Origin of the sequence: Synechococcus sp. CCAP 1479/9 (assembly GCF_019038535.1) — a bacterium.
In the GTDB taxonomy this organism is placed as follows: Bacteria; Cyanobacteriota; Cyanobacteriia; order PCC-6307; family Cyanobiaceae; genus Cyanobium.
On record NZ_JAFKRK010000001.1, the window covers coordinates 74,783 to 97,835 of the forward strand.

The 23,053-nt window shown below is 69.7% G+C and carries 26 protein-coding genes; 10 read left to right on the forward strand and 16 right to left on the reverse strand.

Going from position 1 to position 23,053, the window contains the following annotated elements; genetic code table 11:
- Genes KUG38_RS00375 through hemL form a run of 6 tightly spaced genes read right to left on the reverse strand, consistent with a single transcriptional unit; the run spans position 1 to position 5,955 of the window.
- Entirely contained in the window at positions 1-720 is a 720-nt protein-coding gene (locus tag KUG38_RS00375; protein ID WP_216918529.1) for an ABC transporter ATP-binding protein, read from the reverse strand.
- Positions 717-1,556: an ABC transporter ATP-binding protein gene (locus KUG38_RS00380; protein ID WP_216918530.1), complete on the reverse strand. Its 840-nt coding sequence runs from the start codon at positions 1,554-1,556 to the stop codon at positions 717-719. Before KUG38_RS00380 ends, KUG38_RS00375 begins: the two co-directional genes overlap by 4 nt.
- Positions 1,553-2,464 (reverse strand): branched-chain amino acid ABC transporter permease, encoded by a 912-nt coding sequence (locus KUG38_RS00385; RefSeq protein WP_216918531.1) that lies wholly within the window; start codon positions 2,462-2,464, stop codon positions 1,553-1,555. The genes KUG38_RS00380 and KUG38_RS00385 overlap by 4 nt, the downstream gene beginning before the upstream one ends.
- Before the next feature lie 5 nt (positions 2,465-2,469).
- Positions 2,470-3,399, reverse strand: a complete 930-nt coding sequence (locus KUG38_RS00390; RefSeq protein WP_216918532.1) for a branched-chain amino acid ABC transporter permease — start codon at positions 3,397-3,399, stop codon at positions 2,470-2,472.
- A gap of 7 nt (positions 3,400-3,406) precedes the next feature.
- Complete coding sequence (locus KUG38_RS00395) at positions 3,407-4,603, reverse strand: ABC transporter substrate-binding protein (RefSeq protein ID WP_216918533.1); 1,197 nt, start codon at positions 4,601-4,603, stop codon at positions 3,407-3,409.
- On the reverse strand, positions 4,600-5,955 hold the full coding sequence (gene hemL / locus KUG38_RS00400; RefSeq protein WP_190612086.1) for a glutamate-1-semialdehyde 2,1-aminomutase: 1,356 nt from the start codon (positions 5,953-5,955) through the stop codon (positions 4,600-4,602). The genes KUG38_RS00395 and hemL overlap by 4 nt, the downstream gene beginning before the upstream one ends.
- Before the next feature lie 118 nt (positions 5,956-6,073).
- Here hemL and KUG38_RS00405 point away from each other — a divergent pair, with 118 nt between their 5' ends.
- Both KUG38_RS00405 and KUG38_RS00410 read left to right on the forward strand, forming a co-directional pair.
- Entirely contained in the window at positions 6,074-7,555 is a 1,482-nt protein-coding gene (locus KUG38_RS00405; protein ID WP_286195464.1) for an FAD-linked oxidase C-terminal domain-containing protein, read from the forward strand.
- A gap of 69 nt (positions 7,556-7,624) precedes the next feature.
- Complete coding sequence (locus tag KUG38_RS00410) at positions 7,625-7,948, forward strand: hypothetical protein (protein ID WP_216918535.1); 324 nt, start codon at positions 7,625-7,627, stop codon at positions 7,946-7,948.
- Between the two features lie 22 nt (positions 7,949-7,970).
- On the opposite strand, the gene chrA is transcribed toward KUG38_RS00410, so the two are convergent.
- Positions 7,971-9,287, reverse strand: a complete 1,317-nt coding sequence (gene chrA / locus KUG38_RS00415; RefSeq protein WP_353617663.1) for a chromate efflux transporter — start codon at positions 9,285-9,287, stop codon at positions 7,971-7,973.
- Positions 9,288-9,815: 528 nt separating this feature from the next.
- Between chrA and KUG38_RS00420 the strand changes: the two genes are divergently transcribed.
- Complete coding sequence (locus tag KUG38_RS00420; RefSeq protein ID WP_216918536.1) at positions 9,816-10,013, forward strand: hypothetical protein; 198 nt, start codon at positions 9,816-9,818, stop codon at positions 10,011-10,013.
- Here the strand turns inward: KUG38_RS00420 and KUG38_RS00425 are convergent.
- Positions 9,977-11,011: a homoserine O-acetyltransferase family protein gene (locus KUG38_RS00425; RefSeq protein ID WP_216918537.1), complete on the reverse strand. Its 1,035-nt coding sequence runs from the start codon at positions 11,009-11,011 to the stop codon at positions 9,977-9,979. The genes KUG38_RS00420 and KUG38_RS00425 overlap by 37 nt on opposite strands.
- 2 nt (positions 11,012-11,013) lie before the next feature.
- Positions 11,014-11,469, reverse strand: a complete 456-nt coding sequence (locus tag KUG38_RS00430) for a rhodanese-like domain-containing protein (RefSeq protein ID WP_216918538.1) — start codon at positions 11,467-11,469, stop codon at positions 11,014-11,016.
- Positions 11,470-11,768: 299 nt separating this feature from the next.
- Between KUG38_RS00430 and KUG38_RS00435 the strand changes: the two genes are divergently transcribed.
- Positions 11,769-12,158 carry a hypothetical protein gene (locus KUG38_RS00435; RefSeq protein WP_216918539.1) on the forward strand — a complete coding sequence of 130 codons (390 nt, stop codon included), beginning with the start codon at positions 11,769-11,771 and terminating at the stop codon, positions 12,156-12,158.
- Here KUG38_RS00435 and KUG38_RS00440 read toward each other — a convergent pair.
- From KUG38_RS00440 to KUG38_RS00450, 3 genes are all read right to left on the reverse strand, one after another.
- Positions 12,155-12,958, reverse strand: coding sequence for a class II glutamine amidotransferase (locus KUG38_RS00440; RefSeq protein ID WP_216918540.1), 804 nt, complete (start codon positions 12,956-12,958; stop codon positions 12,155-12,157). The two genes, KUG38_RS00435 and KUG38_RS00440, sit on opposite strands and share 4 nt — an antisense overlap.
- 50 nt (positions 12,959-13,008) lie before the next feature.
- A complete protein-coding gene (locus KUG38_RS00445) occupies positions 13,009-14,064 on the reverse strand; it encodes a sulfate ABC transporter substrate-binding protein (protein WP_216918541.1) in 1,056 nt (351 codons plus the stop codon).
- Between the two features lie 134 nt (positions 14,065-14,198).
- Positions 14,199-15,278 carry a sulfate ABC transporter substrate-binding protein gene (locus KUG38_RS00450; RefSeq protein ID WP_353617664.1) on the reverse strand — a complete coding sequence of 360 codons (1,080 nt, stop codon included), beginning with the start codon at positions 15,276-15,278 and terminating at the stop codon, positions 14,199-14,201.
- Positions 15,279-15,422: 144 nt separating this feature from the next.
- Between KUG38_RS00450 and KUG38_RS00455 the strand changes: the two genes are divergently transcribed.
- From KUG38_RS00455 to KUG38_RS00465, 3 genes are all read left to right on the forward strand, one after another.
- Complete coding sequence (locus KUG38_RS00455; protein WP_216918542.1) at positions 15,423-15,854, forward strand: RrF2 family transcriptional regulator; 432 nt, start codon at positions 15,423-15,425, stop codon at positions 15,852-15,854.
- 197 nt (positions 15,855-16,051) lie between these two features.
- Positions 16,052-16,603: a Crp/Fnr family transcriptional regulator gene (locus KUG38_RS00460; RefSeq protein WP_216918543.1), complete on the forward strand. Its 552-nt coding sequence runs from the start codon at positions 16,052-16,054 to the stop codon at positions 16,601-16,603.
- Between the two features lie 119 nt (positions 16,604-16,722).
- On the forward strand, positions 16,723-16,914 hold the full coding sequence (locus KUG38_RS00465; protein WP_216918544.1) for a hypothetical protein: 192 nt from the start codon (positions 16,723-16,725) through the stop codon (positions 16,912-16,914).
- Here the strand turns inward: KUG38_RS00465 and KUG38_RS00470 are convergent, their stop codons facing one another.
- On the reverse strand, positions 16,915-17,937 hold the full coding sequence (locus KUG38_RS00470; RefSeq protein WP_216918545.1) for a sulfate/molybdate ABC transporter ATP-binding protein: 1,023 nt from the start codon (positions 17,935-17,937) through the stop codon (positions 16,915-16,917).
- A gap of 116 nt (positions 17,938-18,053) precedes the next feature.
- On the opposite strand from KUG38_RS00470, the gene cysT reads away from it, so the two are divergent.
- Both cysT and cysW read left to right on the forward strand, forming a co-directional pair.
- Positions 18,054-18,905, forward strand: a complete 852-nt coding sequence (cysT, locus tag KUG38_RS00475; RefSeq protein WP_216918546.1) for a sulfate ABC transporter permease subunit CysT — start codon at positions 18,054-18,056, stop codon at positions 18,903-18,905.
- Between the two features lie 36 nt (positions 18,906-18,941).
- Positions 18,942-19,847, forward strand: a complete 906-nt coding sequence (cysW, locus tag KUG38_RS00480; protein ID WP_216918547.1) for a sulfate ABC transporter permease subunit CysW — start codon at positions 18,942-18,944, stop codon at positions 19,845-19,847.
- Here cysW and KUG38_RS00485 read toward each other — a convergent pair.
- Positions 19,780-20,769, reverse strand: coding sequence for a cation diffusion facilitator family transporter (locus KUG38_RS00485; protein ID WP_216918548.1), 990 nt, complete (start codon positions 20,767-20,769; stop codon positions 19,780-19,782). The two genes, cysW and KUG38_RS00485, sit on opposite strands and share 68 nt — an antisense overlap.
- Before the next feature lie 35 nt (positions 20,770-20,804).
- A complete protein-coding gene (locus KUG38_RS00490; RefSeq protein WP_216918549.1) occupies positions 20,805-21,017 on the reverse strand; it encodes an acetyltransferase in 213 nt (70 codons plus the stop codon).
- A 117-nt stretch (positions 21,018-21,134) separates the two neighbouring features.
- On the opposite strand from KUG38_RS00490, the gene KUG38_RS00495 reads away from it, so the two are divergent.
- The gene (locus KUG38_RS00495) at positions 21,135-22,367 is read left to right on the forward strand and encodes an NAD(P)/FAD-dependent oxidoreductase (RefSeq protein ID WP_216918550.1); all 1,233 of its coding nucleotides are present in this window, start codon (positions 21,135-21,137) and stop codon (positions 22,365-22,367) included.
- 4 nt (positions 22,368-22,371) lie between these two features.
- Here KUG38_RS00495 and KUG38_RS00500 read toward each other — a convergent pair.
- The coding region (locus tag KUG38_RS00500) for a glycogen/starch/alpha-glucan phosphorylase (protein ID WP_216918551.1) at positions 22,372-23,053 on the reverse strand (682 nt) is incomplete at its 5' end.

Consider the following 23,053-nt stretch of genomic DNA (forward strand, 5'->3'; position numbering starts at 1 on the left):
TCAGCCGCTCCCCAGGTAGGAGGCCCGCAGCCCGGCGTCGGCCAGCAGGGCGTCGGCGCTGCCCTCGAGGCCGATGGCGCCGCCCTCCAGCACCACGCCGCGGTCGGCGATCTCCAGGGCGGCGGTGGCGTTCTGCTCCACCAGCAGCATCGAAAGCCCTTCGCTGTGCAGCGCCGCCAGGGCGGCCATCACCTCGGCCACCAGCTTCGGTGCCAGGCCCAGGCTCGGCTCATCCAGCAGCAGCAGGCTGGGCCGGCCCATCAGGGCCCGGGCGATCGCCAGCATCTGCTGCTCGCCGCCCGAGAGGTTGCCGGCCAGCTGGCGGCGCCGTTCCGCCAGGCGGGGGAACAGGCCGTAGCAGCGCTCCAGGTCGGCGGCGATGCCGGCCCGGTCGCGGCGCAGCCAGGCCCCCAGCTCCAGGTTGGTGGCCACGGTCTGGCGGGCCAGCACCCGGCGGCCCTCCGGGCAGTGGCCGATGCCGAGCCGCACCGTGCGGTGGGTGCTCACCCCCGCCAGGTCGGCGCCGCGCCACAGCACCTGGCCGGCGGCGGCGCCCACCAGCCGGGAGATGGCCCGCAGGGTGGTGCTCTTGCCGGCGCCGTTGGCCCCCAGCAGGGCCACCAGCTCCCCTTCCTTCACCTGCAGATCGAGGCCCCGCAGGGCGGTGAGGGCGCCGTAGCGCACGGTGAGGCAACGCAGCTCCAGCAGCGGTGCGCTCATCGGCCGTCTCCGCCGGCGCCACCCGAACTGCCGCCCGAACTGCCACCCGAACTGCCCAAGTAGGCCTCGATCACCCGTGGATCGGTGCGCACTTCGGCGGGGCTGCCTAGGGCGATGCGCCTGCCGAAGTTGAGCACCGCCAGCCGGTCGCAGAGCTGCATCATCAGCGGCACGTGGTGCTCGATGATCAGCACCGTCAGGGTGAAGTGTTGGCGGATCGTGCCGATCAGCCGACGCAGGTCGTCCTTTTCGGCCGGGTTCATGCCGGCGGCGGGTTCATCCAGCAGCAGCAGCCGCGGTGCCGTCGCCAGGGCCCGGGCGATCTCCAGCCGGCGGCGGTCGCCGTAGGGCAGGTCCCCGGCCCGCTGCTCCGCCAGGGCCTCCAGCTCCAGCAGGGTCAGCAGCTCCATCGCCCGCTCCTGCAGCTGCCCCTGTTGCCGGCGGAAGGCCCCGCTGCCCAGCAGGGACCCCAGCAGGGGGGCGCGGGCGGCGTGGTGCAGGCCCACCAGCACGTTTTCCCGCACCGACAGGCTCTCGAACAGGCGCAGGTTCTGGAAGGTGCGGGCGATGTCGAGGCGGTTGAGGCCGCTGGCCCCCAGGCCCGTGGTGGGGGCCCCCCGCCACAGGCAGCGGCCGCCGCTGGGGGGGGTGAGGCCGGAGATCACGTTGAACAGGGTGGTCTTGCCGGCGCCGTTGGGGCCGATCAGGCCGAAGATCTCCCCCTCCTCCAGCGCCAGGCTCACCTGATCGAGGGCCAGCAGGCCGCCGAAGCGGCAGCTGACCGCCTCCACCTGCAGCAGGGGAACGGGGCCGGTGCTGTCGGGGCTTCGGCTCATGGGGCCTGGGGAGCCTGGCGGCCCCGGTGGCGCCCTCGTCCCAGCCGGGCGGCCAGCCAGTGCAGCCGCTCCGCCGTCACCAGTCCCTGGGGAAAGAACAGCGGACCCAGCAGGATCACCGCCCCGAACAGGATCAGGCGCAGGTCCCCCACCGGCCGCAGCAACTCCGGCAGAGCGGTGAGCACCAGCCCCCCCAGCACCGGCCCCGGCCAAAGGCGGGAACCGCCGAACACCACGAAGGCCAGGGTGGTGATGCTGGCGTCGAAGCTGCCGGCCCGGGCGTTCCAGGAGTTGAAGAAATGGGCCGCCAGGGCGCCGGTGACGCCGGCGAGCACGGCGCTGGCCACGAAGGCGGTCAGCTTGGTGCGGGGGGTGTCGATGCCGACGCAGGCGGCCGCCAGTTCGTCGTCGCGGATGGCGGCCATCGCCCGCCCCAGCCGCAGGGCCTCCAGCCGCTGGCACAGCCAGCAGGCCAGGGCCAGCAGCGCCAGGGTGAACAGCACGTAGCCCTCGGCGTGGGCGAAGGGCTGGGGGATGCCGAAGATCCCCATGGCCCCGCCGGTGAAGGGCAGGTTGAGGTTGAGCACCCGCAGGATCTCCACCAGGGCGATGGTGGCGATGGCCAGGTAGATCCCCCGCAGCCGCAGCACCGGCCCGCCGATCGCCAGGGCGATCAGCCCCGCCAGGGCCCCGCCCAGGACCATCTCCGCCAGCAGGGCCGGCAACGGTGAGGTGGCGCCGCTGCCGGCGAAGGCGGGGACGCCGGTGGAGAGCAGGGCGGCCACGTAGCCCCCCACCGCATAGAAGCCCGGGGTGGCCAGGGACAGCTGGCCGCAGCGCAGCGGCAGGTAGACCGAAAGGGCCAGCAGGGCGCCGAGGAGCATCTGTTCGAGCAGGGCGGCGTCCATGGCCCTCACACCTTGGTGGGCAGCGGCCGGCCCAGCAGCCCCCGGGGCCGCAGCAGCAGCACCAGGAACAGGAAGCCGTAGCTGACCGCATCCTTGTAGCCCGACCAGTCGGCTGGGACGAACGCCTCCGCCAGCCCGACGATCAGCCCGCCCAGCACCGCCCCCGGCACGCTGCCCAGCCCCCCCAGCACCAGCACCGCCAGCCCCTTGAGGCCGTAGCCGATGCCGAAGTAGGGCCCGGCGATGCTGACGCTCAGCCCCACCAGGCCGCCGGCCACCCCGGCCAGGAAGCCGCTGAGCCCGAAGGCCAGGCGCACCATGGCCGCGCTGTCGATGCCGAGGAGCTGGGCGGTTTCGGCGTCCTCGGCCACCGCCTGCAGCCCCTTGCCGTTGCGGCTGCCCTCCAGCCAGAGAGTGAGCAGGGCCAGCAGCAGCACGGCGATCCCCAGCAGCAGGGCCTGGACCGTGCGCACCCGGGCCCCCAGCAGGGGGAAGGAGGCCGGCAGGCCGCCGAGGGCGCCGGTGGGGATGGCGTAGCTCTCCGCCCCCACCAGCAACTGGATCAGGTTCACCAGGATCACGCCGGCCCCCAGGCTGGTGATCAGGGCCAGCAGGGGATCGGCCCGGCGGCGGCGCAGGGGGCGGAAGGCCACCCGCTCCACCAGCAGGGCCACCAGGGCCGCCCCCAGCCCCGCCAGGGGCAGGGCGCCCCAGAAGGGCAGGGCGAAGGGCAGCTGGAAGCCGGCCAGCAGACCGTTGGCCCCCACCGCGCCGCCGATCAGCAGGTAGGTGAAGTAGGCCCCCAGGGTGAACACCGCCCCATGGGCGAAATTGATCACCCCCAGGACCGAGAACACCAGGGTGTAGCCGAGGGCGAACAGCCCGTAGACCGCCCCCACCGACAGACCGTTGACCAGGATCTGGAGCAGGTCCACCCGGCGATCACTTCAGCAGGGCGAAGCGACCGCTGCGCCCGCCCGGATCCATGCGCACCTGGGCCACGAAGAACTGGCTCTGGATCACCTCACCCTCCGGGGTGAAGCGGATCTCCCCCAGGGGGGTGGCGTAGGTGCCGGCCAGGATCTCCTCCATCAGCGCCTTGCGCGCGTTGCCCAGGGTGGCCCCTTTCAGGGGCTGGCGTTTGTCCAGCCGCACCAGGGCGTCGCCGATCACCTGCAGGGCCGTGTAGGCCTGGGCCGTGAGCTGGGGCGGGATGGCGCCGCCCTTGGCCGCCTGGAAGGCCTTGAGGAAGGCCGTGTTGGCGGGGGTGTCCAGCTCGGGGCTGTAGGCCTGGGCGATCAGCAGACCGTCGCAGTACTTCTGGCAGATCGGATAGATGTTGGGGGTGTTCATGCCGTTGCCGGCCACGATCAGGCCCTTGTAACCCAGCTCCCGCAGCTGGCGGATCAGGTTGCCGCCGTCCACCGCCTGGAGCGACAGCACGATCAGGTCGGGCTTCTCCCGCAGGGCGGCGCTGATCTGGTTCTGGAAGTCCTGGTCGTTGAGCTGGGTGCGCTGCACCGTCACCGGATCGAGGCCCTTCTCCTTGAGGGCCTTCTGGAAGATGGTGGTCTCGGCGGTGCTGTAGGCGTCGTCCTGGGCGTAGAAGACCGCCGCCCGCTTCAGGCCCGGCTGGATCTTCAGGGCCCGTTCGATGGCCAGGGGGGCGATCACCGAGCTCTGGGCCGAGACCCGGCTGATGAAGAAGCCGATCTCCGGGATGCCGGTGGCGGTGTTGGAGGGGGCCACCACCGGCACGCCGCGGCGCTGGGCGATCGGGTCGGCGGAGAAGGCCTGCTGGGAGAGGGTGGGGCCGATCAGGGCCAGCACGCCCCGGTTGATCTGCAGGGTGAAGGCCGCGTTGGCCCCCGGTTCGTCGCTGCCGCTGTCCTCCAGCGCCAGCTTCAGGGGGGTGCCGTTGATGCCGCCGGCGCCGTTGCGGTGCTGGAGCGCCAGCTCCAGGCCGATCTTCTGGTCCTGGCCGTAGACGTTGGCGTTGCCCGTCAGGGCGAGCACCGCCCCCACCGGCACGCCGCCGGACACGTCGACGGGCTTGCTGCCGGGGTCAGCGGCGCAGCTTGCCAGCAGGGTCAGGGTCAGCAGCCCGGTGCCGACCCTCAGGAGACGACCGACGCTCACGCCAGTGACAGGAAGACGTCGCGGAAGGCGTCGATGGTGGCGTCGATGTCGGCGTCGCTGTGGGCCAGGGAGGTGAAGCCGGCCTCGAAGGCGCTCGGAGCCAGGTAGACGCCGCGCTCAAGCATGCCCCGGTGCAGGCGGCCGAAGCGGACCGTGTCGGCGGCCTTGGCCTGCTCGAAGTTGTGCACCGGCCCCTCGCAGAGGAAGAAGCCGAACATGGCGCTGATGCTGCCGCCGCAGAAGGGGATGCCCGCCTCGGCGGCGGCGGCGCGGATGCCGTCGATGAGCCGTTTGGTGATCGTCTCCAGCCGCTCGTAGGTGCCGGGCTGGCTCAGCAGCTGCAGGGTCTTGATGCCGGCGGTCATGGCCAGGGGATTGCCGCTCAGGGTGCCCGCCTGGTACATGGGGCCGGCGGGGGCCACCATCGCCATGATGTCGGCCCGGCCGCCGTAGGCGCCCACCGGCAGGCCGCCGCCGATCACCTTGCCCATGGTGGTGAGGTCCGGGGTGACGCCGAAGCGGGCCTGGGCGCCGCCGTAGCTGATGCGGAAGCCGGTCATGACTTCGTCGAACACCAGCAGGGCGCCGTTCTCCTTGGTGAGTTCGCGCAGGCCCTCAAGGAAGCCGGGCTCGGGGGTGATGAAGCCCGCATTGCCCACCACCGGCTCCAGGATCACCCCGGCGATCTCACCGGGGTTGTTGGCGAACAGCTGCTTGACCGACTCCAGGCAGTTGTAGGGGGCGGTGAGGGTGCCGGCGGTGACGGCGCGAGGCACACCCGGGGAGTCGGGCAGGCCCAGGGTGGCCACCCCGGAGCCCGCCTTGACCAGGAACATGTCGGCGTGGCCGTGGTAGCAGCCCTCGAACTTGATCACCTTCTCCCGGCCGGTGAAGGCGCGCATCAGCCGCAGCACCGCCATGCAGGCCTCGGTGCCGGAGTTCACGAAGCGCACCATCTCCACCGACGGCACGGCGGCGATGACCAGTTCGGCCAGCTCGTTCTCGAGCACGCAGGGGGCGCCGAAGCTGGTGCCCTTCTCCAGGGCCTGGTGGAGGGCGGCGATCACCTCCGGATGGCTGTGGCCGCAGATGGCGGGCCCCCAGCTGCCGACGTAGTCGATGTAGCGGTTGCCGTCGACGTCCCAGGCGTAGGCCCCCTTGACGCGGTCGAAGACGATCGGCTGGCCGCCCACCGACTTGAAGGCCCGCACGGGGGAACTGACGCCCCCGGGCATGAGTGTCTGGGCGGCGGCGAAGATCTCCTCGGATCGGGTGGTGAGGAGGGAAGGGGCCGAGGCGGGCGCTGAAGGGGTGGCCGAACTCAAGGCGGGATCCGCGGAAGGTGGACGCATTCGTTTCCCATCCTGACCCAGAAGGGTGCCGGGGTGCCGGGCGTCGGTAAGTTCGGAAGCAATGGCACCCCCTTCACCGGCCCACCGGACCCCTTCCGTGACGATCGACTGGGCCGCGATGGAGCGTGACTGCCGCGCCCTGCTGCCGGCGCGGGCCGTGGTGGCGGCGCCCCAGGAGCTGCTGGCCTACGACTGCGACGGCCTCACCCTGCACCGGGCCCAGCCCCCCCTGGTGGTGCTGCCGGAAACCACCGAGCAGGTGGCGGCCGTGCTGCGGCTCTGCCACCGCCGCGGCGTGCCCTTTCTGGCCCGCGGCAGCGGCACCGGCCTCTCGGGCGGCGCCCTGGCGGAGAACGGAGCGCTGGTGATCGCCACCACCCGCATGCGCTCGATCCTGGATATCGATCTGGCCAACCGGCGCATCACCGTCCAGCCGGGGGTGATCAACGGCTGGGTCACCCGGGCGGTGGCCGGCGACGGCTTCTACTACGCGCCGGATCCTTCCAGCCAGGTGGTCTGCTCGATCGGCGGCAACGTGGCCGAAAACTCCGGCGGCGTGCACTGCCTCAAGTACGGGGTCACCAGCAACCACGTGCTGGAGATGGAGGTGGTGCTCCCCGATGGCACGGTCACCACCCTGGGCAGCGGCCTGGCCGAGACCCCCGAGCTGGACCTGCGCGGCGTCTTCATCGGCAGCGAAGGCACCCTCGGCATCGCCACCGCCATCACCCTGCGGCTGCTGCGGGCGCCCCAGAGCGTGGCGGTGCTGCTGGCCGATTTCACCGCCATGGAGGCGGCTGGCGAGGCGGTGCGTCTGGTGACGGCGGCAGGGGTGCTGCCCGCCGGGATGGAGATCATGGACAACTTCACGGTCAACGCCGTCGACGATCTGTTCGGCCGCGACGAGTACCCCCGCGATGCGGCCGCGGTGCTGCTGATCGAACTCGACGGGCAGGAGCGGGAGGTGGCCGCCGCCGTGGAGATCGCCGGCGAGCTCTGCCGCCAGGCCGGCGCCCGCACGATCCGGCGCGCCTCCAGCGAGGCCGACCGGGCCCTGCTGTGGAAGGGGCGCAAGTCCGCCTTCGCCGCCGTCGGCCGCATCACTCCCACCTATTACGTGCAGGACGGCGTCGTGCCCCGCAGCGCCCTGCCTGGGGTGCTGGCGGCGATCGAGGAGCTCAGCCGCCGCTACGAGCTGCCGGTGGCCAACGTGTTCCATGCCGGCGACGGCAATCTCCACCCCCTGATCCTGTACCGGGCCGACGAGCCGGGCGTGACCGACCGGGTGCAGGCGCTGGGGGCCGAGATTCTGCGCCTCTGCATCGATGCGGGCGGCAGCATCACCGGCGAGCACGGGGTGGGCAGCGACAAGCGCTGTTACCTCGACTGGATGTTCGCCCCCGACGACCTGGCCACCATGCGCCTGGTGCGGGAGGCCTTCGACCCGGCGGGCCTGGCCAACCCCGGCAAGATTTTCCCCACCCCGCGCAGCTGCGGCGAATCGGCCCGGCGCCAGGCGTCGTCGCTCACCGTGCGCCTCGATGCCCTCCCCACCGGTGGCGTCGAGTCGCCGAGCCTGGAGCCCCTGGACGTCTTCTGAGCCCGGCCGAGGGGACGGATTGCCGAGGGGACGGTTCTACGTTGGGGGGACCTTCTCCCCTGGCGCTCCATGCTGATCCGCCCGATGGCCCGTCTGGGTGTCGCTCTGGGAGTCACGGTTGGCGTCACGGCCGGGGTTACAGGAGGTCTGCTGACCGCCCCCCCCGTCCGGGCCCAGTCCCCGGTCGTCAACCTGGTGGCCAAGAAGGTGATCGAGCGCTACCAGAAATCCAGCTGCGAACAGCTCTGGGCCGCCCGCAGCGAGCGGCGTGGGTCCCAGGAGCAGCGCGTGCTCGACATGCTCAACGATGATCCCCAACTGCGTCAGGGCTTCATCGACCAGGTCGCCGGCCCGGTGGTGAACAAGCTGTTCGTCTGCGGGATGATCCCCTGAACGGCCGCCTCAGCCCGCCACCTCAGCCCGCCGCAGTGAGCCACCAGCGCCCCAGGCCGACCGCGGTGGCGGCGCCGATCACGGGCAGGGCCCCCAGTCCCCGGCCCAGCAGCACCACCGCCGCCAGCAGCACCAGCACGGCGCCGCCGTCGAGGCCGCCGCTGGGGGCCAGGGCCGGTCCGGCCAGGTAGAGCGCCAGGCTCAGGATCACCCCCACCACCGCGGCGGTGATGGCGGTGAGGGGGGCGCCGACGCGCAGGTCCTCGCGGCTCGCCTCCACCAGGGGGCCGCCGGCCAGGATGAACAGGAAGGAGGGCAGGAAGGTGAACCACACCACCACCAGCGCGGCCGCCACGCCGGCCGACAGGGTGCCGCTGCCGTTCCAGCCGCCCATGAAGCCCACGAAGGCCACCACCATGATCAGTGGCCCCGGGGTGGTCTCGCCCAGGGCCAGGCCGTCCACCATCTGGGCGGCGTCCAGCCAGCCGTAGGTGTCCACCGCCCCCTGGGCCACAAAGGGGAGCACCGCATAGGCGCCCCCGAAGCTGATCAGGGCCACCTTGGTGAAGAACCGGGCCATGGTGGCCAGCTGGCCCTCCCAGCCCCCCGCCAGCGTCAGCAGGGTCAGGGGCAGGCCGAGGGCCACCCCGCCCCCCAGCAGGGTGAGGGCGAGGCGGCGCCAGTGGAAGCGGGCGTGGGTGGGGGTGGGGGTGTCGTCGCCGTGGAGGGCGGCCTCCGGTGGGGTGGCGTCCCCGACCTCGGCGGCGGTATGGGGTGAGGGGCCCCGGAACAGGGCCGGCCGCAGCCGACCGCCGATCCAACCCACCAGGGCCGTGGCGATGATCAGGGCGGGGTAGGGCACCTGGCCCACGGCCAGGGAGAGGCAGGCCGCCGCCGCGATCAGCACCAGGGCGGGGTTGTGCAGCGTGCGCCGCCCCAGCCGCCAGGCCGCCTGGAGCACGATCCCGAGCACCGCCGGCTTGAGGGCCCAGAACACCGCCGCCAGCAAAGGCAGCTGGCCCCAGAGGGCATAGATCGCCGAAAGGCTCAGCAGCACCACCACCGAGGGCAGCAGGAACAGGCCGCCGGCGATCAGGGCGCCGCCCAGGCCGTGCATCAGCCAGCCCAGGTAGGTGGCCAGCTGGGTGGCCTCCGGCCCCGGCAGCAGCATGCAGTAGTTCAGCGCGTGCAGAAAGCGTCGCTCCGACAGCCAGCGCCGGCGCTCCACCAGTTCGGCATGGAGCAGGGCGATCTGGCCGGCCGGCCCGCCGAAGCTGACCAGTCCCAGCCGCAGCCAGAAGCGGGCGGCCGTGGCGAGGCTGAACGGATCCTTCAGCACCGATCGGCACCGCGAAGGCTCATAACTTAATCAGCGGGATGACCCCGGCCGTCGCCGATCGGATGTGTTTCCACTTACATCCCGCCCATCGATGGGCACCAAGATGGACGCAAAAGTTTGGCGATGGCAGGGAGCGATGGTCCCAGCTCCAGAGCCGGCGAAAGGCCCGGTGAACGGGCTGGCGGATGGAAGCCGCAGAAGCCGCCGGCCGAGCCGGTCCGTGGGGGTTCCTTCTTCAGTCCGTGGACGAACTGGCGGGCCTGGATGGTGATGCTGGTGGGTGTGCTTGTCGGCCAGGTGATCGGCTTTTCCCCCCAGTTGTTCGTTCTCATCGCGGCGTTCTGTCTGCTTTGCGGCTGGCTGTTCGATCGATGATCCAGGCCCACATCCTGCTGTGGTTCGAGTGACGTTCCCCTCGCTCGATTGTCGGTAGGACGATGTTGTCGCTGACCACCATTCGTGTCACAGTCTTTCTTCTCACACGCTTCTCCTGAGGCCCCTGTCGTTCACCCCCAGAGCCTCCCTCCGGTGCCCAACAACTTCGGCCCTACCCTGCTGCTGGCCCTGGGTCTGCTCACGGCCCCGCTGCTGATCGGGGTGCCACTGCTTGTCCTGGGCCTGGCCCTGCTGCGCTCGGCCGATGGAACGCCGGCGCTGCCGCCCCTCTCCCGTTCCCTGGCCCGCTGGCGTCAGGCCAGTGACTGGCGCAGGATCGACGCCAGCTGATCCTGTTCCGCCAGGAAGCCGTCGTGGCCGTGGTGGCTGTCGATCGCGCTGAAGCGGACCGGCCCACCGATCGCCCGTGCCAGCTCCCGCTGGCTGTGGGGCGGGAAGAGCCGGTCGGAGCTCACCGACACCACGTGGGCGGGGACGCTGATCCGGGCCAGGGCCGCGGCCACCCCGCCGCGCCCGCGGCCCACGTCATGGCCGGCCATGGCCTGGGTGAGAACGAGGTAGCTGTTGGCATCGAAGCGCTCCACAAACCCGCCACCTTCCTCGAGGCCCCCGTCCTCGATGCCCCCGTAGGTGAGCCGGGCGATGGTCCGGGCCCGGGCCAGCCCCGCCCGGGGCCCGCCGCCGGGATGGTCGTAGTAGTCGCCGCCCAGGAAGGTCGGATCCTGGCGAATGGCCTCGATCTGGCTGCGGTGGCAGGCGTTGGTCCGCTCGGAGCAGCGGGCTGTCGTGGCCAGCAGCACCAGCCGCTCCAGCCGCCCGGGATGGGTGATCGCCCATTCCATGGCGCGCATGCCGCCCATGGAGCCCCCGATCACCGCCTGCCAGCGCCGGATCTGGAGCCTGTCGCTGAAGGCCACCTCCGCCTCCACCTGGTCGCGGATCGTGAGCGTGGGGAAACGGCTCCCCCAGGGCCTGCCGTCGGGGGCCGGGCTGCCGGGGCCGGTGCTGCCCTGGCAGCCCCCCAGCACGTTCGGGCAAACCACGAAGAACCGGTCGGTGTCGATCGCCCGGCCCGGGCCGATCAGCCCATCCCACCAGCCTCGGGTGGGGTGGCCGGGGCCCGCCGGACCGGCGGCGTGGCTGTCGCCGCTGAATCCATGCAGGAGCAGCACCCCGTTGCTGCGGGCGGCATCGGGCCGCCCCCAGCTCTCATGGGCGATGGTGATCGGCCCCAGGGTGTCCCCGGATTCCAGCCGCAACGGCTGCTCGCCGAACAGCTCGAGGACCTGCCGATGGCCGGCGCGAGGCGTCGTTCGGGTGGTCGTCAAGGTCAGGCCTCCTGCGGCGAGGCCGGGCGGAGCAGGCGGCTCGGGCGGAGCCCCGGGATCCCCCGGAAGAGCTGGGGCCACCCCTTGCGTTGCCGTCCGGTCACGGGCAGGTGCTGGTGTTGCCAGGCCCCGAAGCCGCCGGCGAGATGGCGGATGCGGCGGGCATGGCCCTGCGCCTGGAGATGGTCGATCGTCGTGGCCGAATGCTGGGTGCTGTCGCCCACCAGGATCAGGTCACCGTCGGGGAGCTCGCCGCTGATCAGCCAGCCGCTGGGAATGTTGTGACTCCCGGGAACATGGCTGTGGCGATAGCGGCTCCTGGCGCGAAGATCGATGATCAGTGCCGGTGCATCCGGGCCGTTGGGGCCTGAGCCGGCTAGCAGGCGCAGGAGTTGCCGGGGGGAGAGGAGATCACCGGAAAGGTCTGTGGATTCTTCTTTTTGGAGGGCGGATGCCATGGAGATCCTTGCTGCGGTGCCCCAATCTTCAGGCCCGAAAGCCTTAACTACGGTAATCCGGGCAACAAACCGTTGAAAGCAGGCTTTCCGCCGGTGCGCTGCACGGATGTCACCCGGGAGGGTCCCTCCAGGGTGCCGCCCATGAAAAAGGATCCTGCTGTTCGGCAGGATCCCTGAAGTCCCTTACTCGCACTCCTTCGGAGCACTCCGACATGGTGCTCTTCCGCTGTCGCTTCGGTCGTGGTTGTGAACACATGGCCGAAGGCCTGAACGCACAGGCTGCTCCCTTGATGCAGGTCATGCTGCAGGCGAAAAGGACTCTTCCTCCGTTCCGCATGGGCTATCACCACGACCACGATGGGTTCCGGGAGCGTCAGGACTCCCTCTGCGATCGGGAGTACCTCACGCGCGCCAAGCGCCAGGATCTTCAGCCCCTGGAGGTGCGCCGTCTGCTCTGGGAGGGAGCCACCCTGGTGCAACGAAAGCATCCGCTCGGTGATGCCCTCCAGGGAGCCGTCCAGCTGGAGGCGGACATGGAGCCGGATCGGATCCGCGCCCTGCTGCCCGACGTGGCCTGGCCCCTGCTTTGTCTCGGACGGGGCAGTGGCGGAGCGATCCAGGCGTCAGCCGTTCAGCTGGCGGAGGACCTGCTCGACCTGGGTTACCGCCACGTGTTCTGCCTGGCTTAGGGGTTGGGGGCGACAGGCGCTCCAGGGGGCTGGTGCCGCACCACTTCGCCCCCCACCAGCAGGACGGCTTCGCCGGCCTGAAGCGGCAGCCATTGCTCATCCCTGGTCAGCGGTTCGGTGCTGACGATCGTCACGACGTCGTCGACGCCGGCAAGCTCGGAGAAATCGACGCTCAGGTCGTCATCGGCCAGGGTGGCCCGGCCGAACGGGGCCCGGCGGGTGATGCGGTGCAGTCGGCTGCTGGCATGGGCGAACAGCCAGCTGCCGTTGCTCACCAGACAGTTGAAGGTGCCCTGCTGCTCCAGCTGCCGGGAGCACTGCACCAGCGTGCGGAAGATGGCGTCCAGGTCCGCCGGATCGGCACCGGCGGCGTTCAGTTGCTCCAGGATCCAGCAGAAGGCCACTTCGCTGTCGGTGGATCCCTCCGGAACGAACAGTTCCGTCCGCGGCAGAGGCCCCAGCAGGTTGCCGTTGTGGGCGAACACCCATTCCCGCCCTTGCCAGCGCCGGTGAAAGGGGTGGCAGTTCTCCAGAGCCACCACCCCCTGGGTCGCCTTGCGGATGTGGGCGATCGAGCAGTGGGAGCGCAGATCCAGGCTGGCCACCTGGGCGGCGATCGGCGAGAAGGCGGCCGGGGCGTCCTCCCGGTACAGATGCACCCCGCGGCCATCGGGGTCGAAGCTGGCCACCCCCCAGCCGTCCCCGTGGCAGCCGGTGGCGCCCCCCCGGCGGGTGAGGCCATGGAAGGAGAAGCGCATGTCGGTGGGGGTGTTGGCGCTGAGGGCCAGCAGTTCACACATCACCCGAGGTCCACCGAGGCCCCCATTCTCCCCACCGGGGGAGGCCCGGATCAGCGGGAGCTGCTGAACAGCTGGTCCCAGACCCCGTCCCTGCCGAAGAAGGTGTCGTTGATCTGCTTCCAGCCGCCGAAGTCGCCGGCCGAGAACAGCTGCTTCACCGGAGCGAAGCGGCCCTTCACCCGGCTCCAGACCCCGGGGCTGACCGGACGGAAGCCCTCCTCGGCGAAGATCTCCTGGGCCGGCTCACTCTGGAGATAGGTGGCCAGGGCCTCGGCGGCCTTGCGGGTGCCCTTGCGATCCACGTTGCGGTCGATAACGGTCACCGGGCCCTCGATGCGGATGTTGACCTCGGGCACGATGAAGGGGGCTTTGAGGTCGCCGCTGCGCTTGGCGAGGATCGCCTCGTTCTCGTAGTTCAGCAGCACGTCGCCCTGGCCGCGTTTGAGGAACACGTCACTGGCCTCGCGGGCGTCCTTGGGCAGGTTCTCCACGTTGCGGTAGACCGAACTGACGTAGGCCTTGGCCTGGGCCTCGCTGCCGCCGGTCTGGCTGATCGAGCCCCAGAGCCCCAGGAAGTTCCAGCGTGCACCACCGGAGGTCTTGGGATTGGCCGTCACCACGGTGACGTCGGGCTTGGCCAGGTCGGCCCAGGTCCGGACCCCTTTGGGGTTGCCGTCACGGGTGATGAAGGCCACCACCGAGTGGGTGATGATCGCGCCGCCGGGCAGGTCCTTCTCCCATCCCGGCTGCACCAGCCCCGCTTCCTGGAGCTTGAGCACGTCACCGGCCAGGGCGAGGGTGGCCACGTCGGCATCAAGGCCGTCGATGATCGCCCGGGTCTGGGAGCCGGAGCCGCCATAGCTCGTCTTGACGTTGATGGTCTGACCGGTTCTGGCCTTCCAGTCGGCTTCGAACTTGGGCAGGATCCGGTCGTAGGCCCCCTTGGTCACGGCGTAGCTCACCAGCAGCAGCTCCTGGGGAGCGCCGCTGGCGCTGTCACCGGCACCGCCTTCGGGCCTGGCGCCGCAGCTGGTCAGGGCCAGGCCCCCCAGCAGGAGGCCGGTGATGGCCAGGGGGGCGGCGGAACGGGCGAAGGGTGAAACCACGGTTTTCTGATCGACAATCCGGCAGAGCTTACACCGGTATCCCGATCGGCTATCCAGTTCCCCTGTGCCCCTGGCCTGCCCCCTCCCCCTCTCTCTGATCTGCTGCTCCCCCGCTCAGGGGGCCGGCTGCTGGCTCAGCGGGACTTCGAGAAGATCGAATCCCAGAGCCCTCCCTTGCCGAAGAACCGCTTGTTGATGGTGTCCCAGCCGCCGAAGCTCTTGGCGGTGAACAGCTTCGAGACCGGAGCAAACTGCGCCTTAGTCTCGGCCCTCACCCTGGCGTTGATGGGGCGGAATCCTTCTTCGGCGAAGGCCCGCTGGGCCGGCTCGCTGTACAGGTACCTGGCGAAGGCTTCGGCCACCTTGCGGGTGCCCTTGCGGTCCACGTTCCTGTCGACGACCGCGATCGGTCCTTCAATCAGGATGTTGGTGCGGGGAACGATGAAGGGGGTTGTCCAGGTGCCGCTCTTCCTGGCCAGGATGGCCTCGTTCTCATAGTTCAGCAGCACGTCTCCCTGGTTGCGTTTCACGAACACGTCGGTGGCCTCACGGGCATCCTTGGGCAGGGTGTCCACATTGCGGTACACGTTGGTCACGAAAGAGCGGGCCTTGGCCTCATTGCCGCCGGTCTCGGTCACCGAACCCCACAGGCCCAGGAAGTTCCAGCGGGCACCGCCGGAGGTCTTGGGATTGGCGGTGATCACTTCAACGTTCTTGTTGTCGAGATCGTTCCAGGTGCGGATCTTCTTGGGGTTGCCGGGCCGCACGAAGAAGGCGACCACCGAGTTGGTGATGATGCTGTTGTTGGGGTTCTCCTTCTCCCAGCCCGGACGGATCAGCCCCGCCTCCTCGAGCTTGAGGGTGTCGGCCGCCAGGGCCAGGCCCACCACATCCGCCGCCAGACCGTCGATCACGGCCCGGGTCTGGGAGCCGGAGCCGCCGTAGCTGGTCCGGATCACCACGGTCTGGCCGGTCCGCTTCTTCCAGTCGGCCGTGAATCGGGGAATGATCTTGTCGTAGGCCGCCTTGGTGACGGCATAGGACACGAGCAGCAGTTCCTGCCGTGGCGCCGGTTGCTGGGCCTGGGCGTTCAGGGGCAGCAGGGTGCCGGAACCCCCCAGGGCGACGGCGACGGCCAGGGGGGCGGCCACCAGGCCGGGATGCCACGGGCGGCGAGCGGCTGGCAGGACCGGCGAGGAGAAGGGATGAAGCACGGTTGTCCGATGGGTGAACTGGTGAAAGCTATCCGTCAGCCCCCCGCTGCGACGTAAGGCGGATTACACCCGCTGGGTGTCTGGCCGGTGGTTGGCCCGGGGGTGGTGGCTGCCACAATCCCCGTAAACCAACCGGGGATTCCCTTGGCCTTCAGCGCGAAAACCGGCTATGGCCTTGTCTCGCTCATGGAGCTGGCCGCCATCCATTCCCGCGGCGGGGTGCTCCAGGTGGCGGAGATCGCGCAGCGTCAGGGCATCCCCGACCGTTACCTGGAGCAGATGCTCGCCAGCCTGCGGCGGGGCCAGATCCTGCGCAGCATCCGCGGTCCGAAGGGGGGCTACCAACTGGCCCGGCCGCCGGCCGAGATCCGGGTCGATGACATCGTCAGTTGCCTGGAGGGGGATGTGCCCCCCCGTTCCGCTGAGGAGGGGGCCACGCCTGAATTCGAAGTGCTGGGCCGGCTGGAGCAGCGGCTGGAGGAGGCCCGCCTGGGGATTCTGTCGGGCACCACCCTGCAGGACCTGCTGGACCAGCGGGACCACCTGGCCCAGGCCCAGGCGATGTACTTCATCTGAGCGGACCGGCCCTGAATCCGGCCGGACCGCACCGGACCGTTAAATAGACCACATTGCCGATGGGGAATGTGAGGTATGGTGCTGGGGTCCCCGCAGGCTCCCCATGTGCTGTTGTCGGCGAATGCCTGTCGCCAGCCGAACGCTGGCCGTTTGCTCTGCCCAGATGACCCCGTACCCATCCCTTCTTTCCTGCGGCCATGACCACCTCACGCACACCCCAGGCCCTCCGCCTCACGCTCCTGCCCCATGACGTCCTGCCCGATGGGCTGCATTGGAAGATCCAGGACGGCTACATCAGAACCGCTTCCCACGACGAGGAAGGCGAATCCTTCACCCTCGGCCTCTGGGGTCCGGGTGACTGGGTGACCAACGCCTATTCCACCTTGAGTCCGGTGGAGATCCAGTGCCTGTCCACGGTGGTGGTGGAGCAGGGCCATCCCAGCGAGGCCGAGATCCTGGCCTTCCTGCATCACCAGATCCGCAACACCGAGGAACTGTTCGAGATCAACCGGGTCCGCGGCGCCGACTCACGGCTGCTGCGGCTGCTGCGCTGGATCGGCATCCGCTTCGGGCAGGTGAGCAGCCGCGGCTACCGCCTCTCCCTGCGGGACATGAACCTCACCCATCAGGCCCTGGCGGAGATCTGCGGCCTCACCCGGGTGACGGTCACCAAGACCCTTAACCATTTCAAGCGCCTCGGCCTGCTGCACCAGGTGAGCGACACCGACCTGATGATCAGCATCCCCTGAGTGCGCCGAAGCGTCTCAGCATCAACTTTTCAGTACCAACATTTCAGCGCCGAATTCTCGGCGCCCCATTCTCAGCGTCCTGTCTGTTCATCAACACCCACACATCAACCATCACCGTCATGGCTGCCCAGTACTTCCGCTCCAGGCTCAATGAGCCCCAGCCCCAGCGCTTCACCCTCGTCTTCCGCAACGGGGAGCTGCTGCGTCACCAGGATCCCCTGGCCGTGGCCCAGTACCTCGCCGATGCACGCCTGGCGGAGGTTCATTCCGAACCTCCGCGCCGCCGCGCCGCTAGGGCTCCGATCGACTGATCAGATCGAATAATCCGGTTGAAAGGCGTGGGCCTGGCGACTGATCACATGCAGTTGGTCGCCGGGCTTGAGGTTGGCGTAGTCGACCTCTTCCCGGGGGAACTGGGCCATCACCACTTCCTCGGTATCAAGCACCAGTTCCGCCTGCAGGTCGCGGCCCATGTGGGTGAGGCGCCGCAGCCGGGCAGGCACGGTGCCCGGCTGCGGGGTGGCATGCACCTGCACGTGGTGGGGGCGCACGAAGATCCGCCCGTCCGCCGGCAGCGGCGGCACGGCATCGCGCCGCACGGGCAGGGAGCCGCTGGGCAGCTCGTTGACGGCGCCCACGAAGCTCATCACGAAGGGGGAGGCGGGATGGTCGTAGATCTCCGCCGGGGAACCGATCTGCTCCACCCGCCCTTCGTTCATCACCACGATCCGATCGGCCACCTCCATGGCCTCCTCCTGGTCGTGGGTCACGATCACGGTGGTGACGTGCATCTCGTCGTGCAGGTTGCGCAACCAGGCGCGCAGCTCCTTGCGCACCTTGGCATCGAGGGCGCTGAAGGGTTCATCGAGCAGCAGCACCTGGGGCTGCACCGCCAGGGCCCTGGCCAGGGCCACCCGCTGGCGCTGGCCGCCGGAGAGCTGGGAGGGGAAGCGGCTGCCGTAGCCCCGCAGGTGCACCAGGTCGAGCAGTTCGTCGACCCGGCGGCGGATCGCCTCGGGCTTCCAGCGGCGCAGCTCGAGGCCGAAGGCCACATTGCGGCGCACGTTGCGGTGCTTGAACAGGGCGAAGTGCTGGAAGACGAAGCCCACCTGGCGCTCCTGCACCGAGCGCTGGGTGGCCTCTTCGCCGGTGATCCAGATGCGGCCGGCATCGGCCTCCTCCAGCCCGGCGATCAGCCGCAGCAGGGTGCTCTTGCCCGACCCGGAGGGCCCCAGCAGGGCCACCAGGGAGCCGCTTTCCACGTCGACGCTGACGTCGTCCACAGCACGGAAGTCGCCGAAGTTCTTGCTGACGTTGGCGACGCGGATGCCCATCGGAACGGCCTGGGTGGCAGTGGAGAGCCGACTATACCGGTAAACACACCGCTGAACCGCGCTTTAGGCCGGCTACGGTGATACGGTCAGCGCCACACCGCCGATCCGGCGCCTCGATGACCTCCGCCCTCCTGCGCCGCTGGCGCCCGCCTGCCCTGAGCCTGCCCAGCTGGCCCTGGCGCATCACCTGGACCTACCTGGGCCTGATCCTTTTCCTGCCCCTGGGGGCCATGCTGCTGAAGGCCGCCCGCGTTGGACCCGTTGGGTTCTGGGAGATGGCCACCACACCGGAGGCCATCGCCACCTACAAGGTCAGCTTCGGCCTCGCCCTGGTGGCCAGTGTGATCAACGGCGTCTTCGGTCTGGTGGTGGCCTGGGCGCTGGTGCGCTGCCGCTTTCCCGGCCAGCGGGTGCTGGATGCCCTGATCGATCTGCCCTTCGCCCTGCCCACCGCCGTGGCCGGGTTGGCGCTCACGGCCGTCTACAGCACCAACGGCTGGCTGGGGCAACCGCTGAACGAGGCCTTCGGGATCAAGGTGGCCTTTGCTGCCCCCGGGGTGACGGTGGCGATGGTGTTCATCTCGCTGCCCTTCGTGGTGCGGACGGTGGAGCCGGTGCTGCGTTCCCTGGAGAAGGAGCAGGAGGAAGCCTCCTGGTGCCTGGGGGCCTCGCCCCTGCAGACCACCGTGCGGGTGGTGCTGCCCCAGTTGCTGCCGGCGATCCTCGGCGGGGTGGCCCAGGGCTATAGCCGGGCTGTGGGCGAATACGGCTCGGTGGTGATGATCTCCAGCAATGTGCCCTTCCGTGACCTGATCACCCCCACCCTGATCATCCAGAAACTCGAGGAGTACGACTTCGAGGCCGCCACCGTGATCGGGTCGGTGATGCTGATCTTTTCCCTGTTCAGCCTGCTGGTGATCAACCTGCTGCAGGTCTGGGGCCAGCGCTACCAGGGCGATTCCGCCTGATTTTCCTCCAGCTTTCCTTGCGTTGATCCTTTCGCCATGACCATCGTTGTTCCCAGCCTGGAGACCCACAGTCCCACGCCCGCTCCAGCCAAGCGATCGCGCCGCCAGGGCCTGAATCTGCCGGCGATCCTGATTCCCCTGATCGCCTGCCTTTACGTGGGGGTGGTGATCCTGCTGCCGGCCCTGAGCGTGGTGGCCTCGGCCTTCGCCAAGGGGGTGGGCCCGTTCCTGGAGAACTTCCAATCCCACGAACTGCTGTCCGCCCTGCGGCTCACCCTGTTCGCCACGGCCGTGGCGGTGCCCTGCAACGTCATCTTCGGCCTGTCCGCGGCCACCGCCATTGCCCGCCGTGAGTTCCGCGGCAAGGCCCTGCTGCTGAGCGTCATCGACCTGCCCTTCTCGATCTCGCCGGTGGTGGTGGGCCTGATGCTGGTGCTGCTCTACAGCCCCACCCATGGCCTGCTGGGGGGTGTCATTGAGAGCCTGGGCTGGAAGATCATTTTCTCCTGGCCCGGGATCGTGCTGGCCACGATCATCGTCACCTTCCCCTTCATGGCCCGGGAGGTGATTCCGTTGCTGGAGGAGGAGGGCTGGGAGCAGGAGGAGGCCGCCCGCACCCTCGGCGCCACCAACTGGCAGGTGTTCTGGAAGGTGACCCTCCCCTCGGTGCGCTGGGCCGCCCTGTACGGCCTGATCCTCACCACGGCCCGGGCCCTGGGCGAATTCGGTGCCGTCGCGGTGGTCAGCGGCAACATCGAGGGCCTCACCCAGACCCTGCCCCTGTTCGTGGAGGACGCCTACAAGAACTACCAGACCGAACTGGCCTTCGGGGCGGCGATGGTGCTGGGGGGCGTGGCGATCGTGTCGCTGCTGCTCAAGCTCCTGGTGGAGCAGGTCCTGGAGCAGGACAAGAAGGCGAGCCGGATGCCTCTGGACGGCTGATCGGGCCTTGCGAGCAGCCCCCGGGCGCCTCGATCTGGAGCGTGCTGTGGGTGATGCCGAGGTCGGCCAGCCGTTGCTGGGCCAGCTGCAGCAGCTCGGCGTCGTCTCCGCCGGCGGTGGCGCGGCCCAGGTGGGCCGTGAGCGCAGTGCGGGAGGTGCTCATGCCCCAGACGTGCAGATGGTGGACGTTCTCCACCCCGGGCAGGCTGCGCAGGGCCGCCTCCACTTCAGCCAGGTCAATGCCCCGCGGCACAGCATCGAGGCTGGCGCTGAGGGCTTCCCCCAGCAGTTCCCAGCCGCTCCAGGCCACCGCCAGCCCCACGCCGATGGCGGTGGCCGCATCCAGCCAGTTCCAGCCCACCAGCCCCACCAGCACGGCGCTGACCAGCACCGCGGCCGAGACGGCCGCATCGGTGAGCAGGTGCACCACCGCCGCCCGCCGGTTCAGATCGTGGTGGTGGCCGCTGCCGAACAGCCGGGCCGAGAGCAGGTTGATCACGATGCCGGCCGCCGCCGCCCAGGCCACCGGGCCGCTCACCACCGGCACCGGATCCAGCAGCCGCTGCACCCCTTCGACGATCACCACCCCGGCCGCCATCAGGATCAGGGCCGCGTTCATCAGCGAGGCCAGCTGGGTGCTGCGGCCGAAGCCGTAGGTGAACCGGGCCGTGGCCGGCCGGGCGCTGAGCCGTTCGGCCCCCCAGCCGAACAGCAGCCCGGCCACGTCACCGAGGTTGTGGATGGCATCGCCGATCAGGGCCAGGGAGCCGAAGCCGATGCCGATCGCCAGCTGCAGCCCCGAGAGGGCGCTGTTCAGCAGCACACCCCAGAAGAAGGCCCGGGGCGAACCCTGGCGGTGGGGATGCCCGTGCTCGTGCGCGTGCTCGTGCGCGTGCTCGTGCTGGTGTGAATGGGACGCCATGGAGGCGTCCTAGCAGCGCCGGCGTCGACTGGCCTTCAGCTCTGGTAATGGGAATCGAGCCAGCAGCGGGGCAGGGCCTCCCCGGAGGGAAAGAACAGGTCGGCCTTGGCGTACTGCTGGGGATCCTGCATCTCCTCGCCGCCGTGGAGACGGGCCTTGACCAGAGAGTCGAAGGGGCTGAACAACTGCTTGACATTCAGCACCTCCACCAGGCCGGCGTCGTCGTTGTGGCGTACCTTCAGAAACATCGCCCTGCTCCGGTTCTCGATTCCTTCAGTCTGCTGGCGCTTCTGTGCCACGAAGGATCAGGACCGTAACGATTCCCCTCACCGTTGCCGGGCCCTCCGCGTCTGAATTCCCGTTCCATGGCCCATCACCAGATCCTGATCGTCGGCGGAGGGGCTGCGGGCCTCACCGTGGCCAGCCAGCTCAAGCGGGCCCGGCCCGGTCTGGAGATCGCCATCCTGGAGCCCTCCCCCGACCACTACTACCAACCTGGCTGGACCCTGGTGGGCGCCGGCGTCTTCACCCTCGAGCAGACCCGCCGCGCCGAGGCCGATCTGATTCCCGAAGGGGTGCGCTGGATCCGCGCCGCCGCCGCCGGCTTCGATCCGGTGGCCGGCACCGTGACCAGCAGCGACGGCGAAACGCTCCACTACGACGCCCTGGTGGTGGCCACCGGCATCAAGCTCTGCTGGGACCGGATCAAGGGCCTGCCGGAGGCCCTCGGCAGCAACGGCATCACCAGCAACTATTCCAAGGATCTGGTCGATTACACCTGGCAGACGATCCAGGCCTTCCGCGGCGGCAACGCGATCTTCACCTTCCCCGACACGCCGATCAAGTGCGCCGGGGCGCCCCAGAAGATCATGTACCTGGCCGACGACGTCTTCAAGCGCTCGCCTGAGGTGGCGGCGGCCACCCGGGTGATCTACGCCACCGCCACCCCGGGCATCTTCGCCATTCCCACCTTCGCCGAACCCCTGCGCCAGGTGGTGGCCCGCCGCGGCATCGAGCCCCACTACCAGCACACCCTCAAGGAGGTGCGCGCCGCCAGCAAGGAGGCGGTGTTCGCCGTCAAGGACGGGGACACGGTGCGCGAAGAAGTGCTCCCCTTCGGGATGCTGCACGTCACCCCGCCGATGGCGGCCCCGGATGTGGTGGCCACCAGCCCCCTGGCGGTGGCCGGAGCGGGCGGCTGGGTGGACGTGGACAAGTTCACCACCCAGCACGTGCGCCATCCCAACGTCTTCTCCCTCGGCGACGTCTCCTCGCTGCCCAACTCCAAGACCGCCGCGGCGGTGCGGGGCCAGGCGCCGGTGCTGGTGGCCAACCTGCTGGCCCACCTCGATGGCCAGCCCCTGGCCGCCCGCTACGACGGCTACGCCTGCTGCCCGCTGATCACCGGCTACGGGCGGGTGATCATGGCCGAGTTCAACTACGACGCCCAGCCCGTTCCCTCCTTCCCCCTCGATCCCACCCAGGAGCGCTGGAGCATGTGGGTGGTGAAAAAAGACGTGCTGCCCTGGATCTACTGGAACCGCATGCTCAAGGGAGCCCCCCACGAGCGGCGCTTCATGCCGGGGGCGGCGGGTTGAGGGTTCAGCCGCCGATGGTCACCGGGAAGGGGGCCACCGCCCAGATTCTGCGGGCGTACTCCCCGATAGCGCGATCGGAGGAGAAGAAGCCGCTGCGGGCGGTGTTGCGCAGGGCCATCCGATGCCAGCTGGGCCGACCGGCCCAGCTGGCATCGATGGCGGCCTGGGCCCGCAGGTAGTCGCCGAAGTCGGCCAGCACGGCGAAGGGATCCGTCCCCCGCAGCTGGTCCGTCAGAGGCCGGAAGCGGTCCGGGTCCCCCTGGCTGAAATGGCCCCGCTCGATCAGCGCGAACACCTCCGCCAGCAGCGGATCGTTGCCGATCCACTCCCAGGGCCGGTAGCCCTGCTGCTTGAGTTCGGCGATGCCTTCGGTGGTGCGGCCGAAGAGGAAGAAGTTGTCGTCGCCCACCTGTTCGCGGATCTCGACGTTGGCGCCATCGAGGGTGCCGATGGTGAGGGCGCCGTTCATCATGAATTTCATGTTGCCGGTGCCGGAGGCCTCGAGGCCGGCGGTGGAGATCTGCTCGGAGAGGTCGGCGGCGGGGTAGACGCGCTCACCGAGCTTGACGTTGTAGTCGGCGAGGAAGATGACGCGCAGGCGGCCGTCCATGTCGGGGTCGGCGTTGACGACGTCGGCGATGCCGTTGATGAAGCGGATGATCAGCTTGGCCATGGCATAGCCGGGA